The sequence below is a fragment of the Absiella sp. AM29-15 genome, from assembly GCF_003434225.1.
Lineage (GTDB): Bacteria > Bacillota_I > Bacilli_A > Erysipelotrichales > Erysipelotrichaceae > Hoskinsella > Hoskinsella hominis.
Genome location: NZ_QVFL01000041.1, coordinates 1 through 2,594, shown reverse-complemented (window position 1 = coordinate 2,594; position 2,594 = coordinate 1). Strand labels below are relative to the sequence as shown.

General features: G+C 31.8%; 2 protein-coding genes and 2 pseudogenes. 3 read left to right on the top strand and 1 reads right to left on the bottom strand.

Features of this window, described 5'->3' with window-relative positions:
* Positions 1-268 (top strand): annotated as a pseudogene (locus DW761_RS20745) (FtsW/RodA/SpoVE family cell cycle protein); the annotation flags it as partial.
* Between the two features lie 29 nt (positions 269-297).
* Here the strand turns inward: DW761_RS20745 and DW761_RS20740 are convergent.
* Positions 298-432 (bottom strand): annotated as a pseudogene (locus tag DW761_RS20740) (FtsW/RodA/SpoVE family cell cycle protein); the annotation flags it as partial.
* Positions 433-446: 14 nt separating this feature from the next.
* On the opposite strand from DW761_RS20740, the gene DW761_RS20735 reads away from it, so the two are divergent.
* Both DW761_RS20735 and DW761_RS20730 read left to right on the top strand, forming a co-directional pair.
* Complete coding sequence (locus tag DW761_RS20735) at positions 447-716, top strand: hypothetical protein (RefSeq protein WP_117453520.1); 270 nt, start codon at positions 447-449, stop codon at positions 714-716.
* Positions 717-901: 185 nt separating this feature from the next.
* Positions 902-2,461, top strand: coding sequence for an AAA family ATPase (locus DW761_RS20730; protein ID WP_117453521.1), 1,560 nt, complete (start codon positions 902-904; stop codon positions 2,459-2,461).
* Positions 2,462-2,594 lie beyond the last annotated feature (133 nt).

Here is a 2,594-nt window from a genome sequence, read left to right as displayed (position 1 = left end):
CGCCATCATCTTATATGTCGCAGATCATCTGGCAAAACGCTATCGTATCAAAAAGTTTAAAAAAGATTTAATCTTTCCATGTTTTCTGGTAGCACTAGGCTTTGGATTAATTCTTCTTCAGCCCGATTTTGGCAGTGGAATCGTTATGGTTTGTTCTATTGTTGTTATGGTACTGGCCGCAGATTCACCAATCTCTTATTTTGTGAGAGTAGGAATGCTGGGGATTGCGGGATTGGGTGGTTTAATATTATCTGCCCCTTATCGACTTTTCTCCGCCTTCATTTACAACTGATATTAATGATTCTGCATACTGTTATCAAAGCCAACACCTAAGATACCTCCAGGACTTATCACAAATAAAGATTGTATGATTTGAAATCCTACACCTAATGGATCTTTCCATGGATCCAGAAAAGATGTGATACGGGCTATATTTACATTATTGAATGGCGGTTGATGAAGATGATAATGAAAAGTATCCAGTTAATTTGTATCCAAGGGTTGGAGAAGTTCCCAAGTTCTTCAGTAATGATGATTGGGAAATTATTTTTTTAAAAGAACGATTTAAAGTAAGACCGGAAAAAGGACATTTTGGAAATTCTGAATTACATTATCATAAATATGGATATGTTCATGCAAGAAAATGTTCAAGGGCAAAACGATCATGTAACACTGAATATAAATATCATTACAATATATCCATTGGGAAAAAATAAATTACATATGCTTATTAGCAAAGAAAGGTGGTATGAATATTTATAAAGGGTTGTTCGCACTATTGTTGACAACCTAATTTTTATTCAGATATAAAAAACAAAAAATTATTAAGTTGTTACCGTTTGAAAACAAGTGCTTTATAGTGATAAAAATGATATAATAAGCAAAGAAAGGATGATGTGGAATGGGTATTTACTTAAATCCGAATAATGATCAATACCAAGAATTGGTTAATTCGACTTTGATGGTGGATAAATCTCTATTGATTGAAAAAATAAATTGTAGAATAAAAACAAAGCAAAAATTCGTTTGTGTGTCTAGACCGAGAAGATTCGGTAAAAGTACGGATGCCAATATGTTAGTTGCCTATTATTCAAAAGGGTGTGATTCTCATAAACTGTTTGATTCTTTGAAAGTTGTGTCAACGAACAACTATGAAAAGCATCTGAATCAGCACAATGTCATTCATTTGAATATGCAGGAATTCTTGAGTGATTCAACTTCCATATCAGATATGCTAGACATTCTAAATCAAGAAGTTATTTATGAGCTATCCAAAGAGTATGATGTACATGTAATTACACCAAATATAAAAAATTATCTAAAGCGAATCTACAGCGATTATAATCAGTCATTTATCTTTGTTATTGATGAATGGGATTGTATTTTCAGAGAATTTAAACGTGATAAAAAAGAACAAGAGCGTTATCTCGACTATCTAAGAAACTTATTAAAGGACCAACCCTATGTAGAACTGGCTTATATGACTGGAATTTTGCCTATTAAAAAATATGGTACACATAGTGCATTGAATATGTTCGATGAAATATCCATGCTTCAGCCTGAATCTTATTCTAAATTTATGGGATTTACAGAGGAAGAAGTCCGTGCACTATGTGAGAAATATCATGTTGATTTCTCTACAATGCAATACTGGTACAACGGATATCATTTAGAAGAAAATGTATCAATCTATTCACCTCGTTCTGTAACTTCATCCATTGAATCAGGAAAGTTTAGAAACTACTGGAGCCAGACAGAAACATTTGAGGCATTACAAAAATATATTGATTTAAATTTAGATGGAATGAAAGATAATATTATTTCTATGATTGCAGGGGATGAAGTGAAAGTAGATACCTCATCATTCCAAAATGATATGACTACATTCAAGTCGAAAGATGATGTTTTTACATTATTGATTCATTTAGGATACCTTGGATACGATTCAACAAAAAGCACAGTTTATATACCTAATAATGAAGTTAAGGGAACATTTATCACTTCTATTAAAAACTCTAATTGGGGCATCGTGACATCGTTATTTAAAAATGCAAATGATTTGTTGGAAGCTACATGGAATATGGACAGTGATAAAGTTGCGAAATATATTCAAAATTCACATTATGAAACAAGCATTTTGCAGTACAATGATGAAAATGCACTTTCCTATACAATCAGTCTTGCTTATATCACTGCGAAAGAGCATTACACGATTATTCGAGAATTACCAACGGGAAAAGGATTTGCAGATATTGCTTTCATCCCTAAAGATGATAAGCCAGCCATGATAGTTGAATTAAAATATGATAAAAATGTAGATACTGCAATCTCACAAATCAAGAATAAGAATTATCCAAACGTATTAAAACATTATTTGGATAATTTGTTGTTAGTAGTTATCAATTATGATAAGACTACAAAAGAACATGAATGTTATATTGAAAAATATGAGCAATCGTAATGGTTGTTGCTTTACATGAAAAAAGTAGAAAAACTACTTTTTTTTTGCTTTTTCGCATACACTTGGATGAGGTGGTTTCTCATGTTCAATAAAAAAAGCAGACGACTAACAATTGAGATATTAATACTGGTTG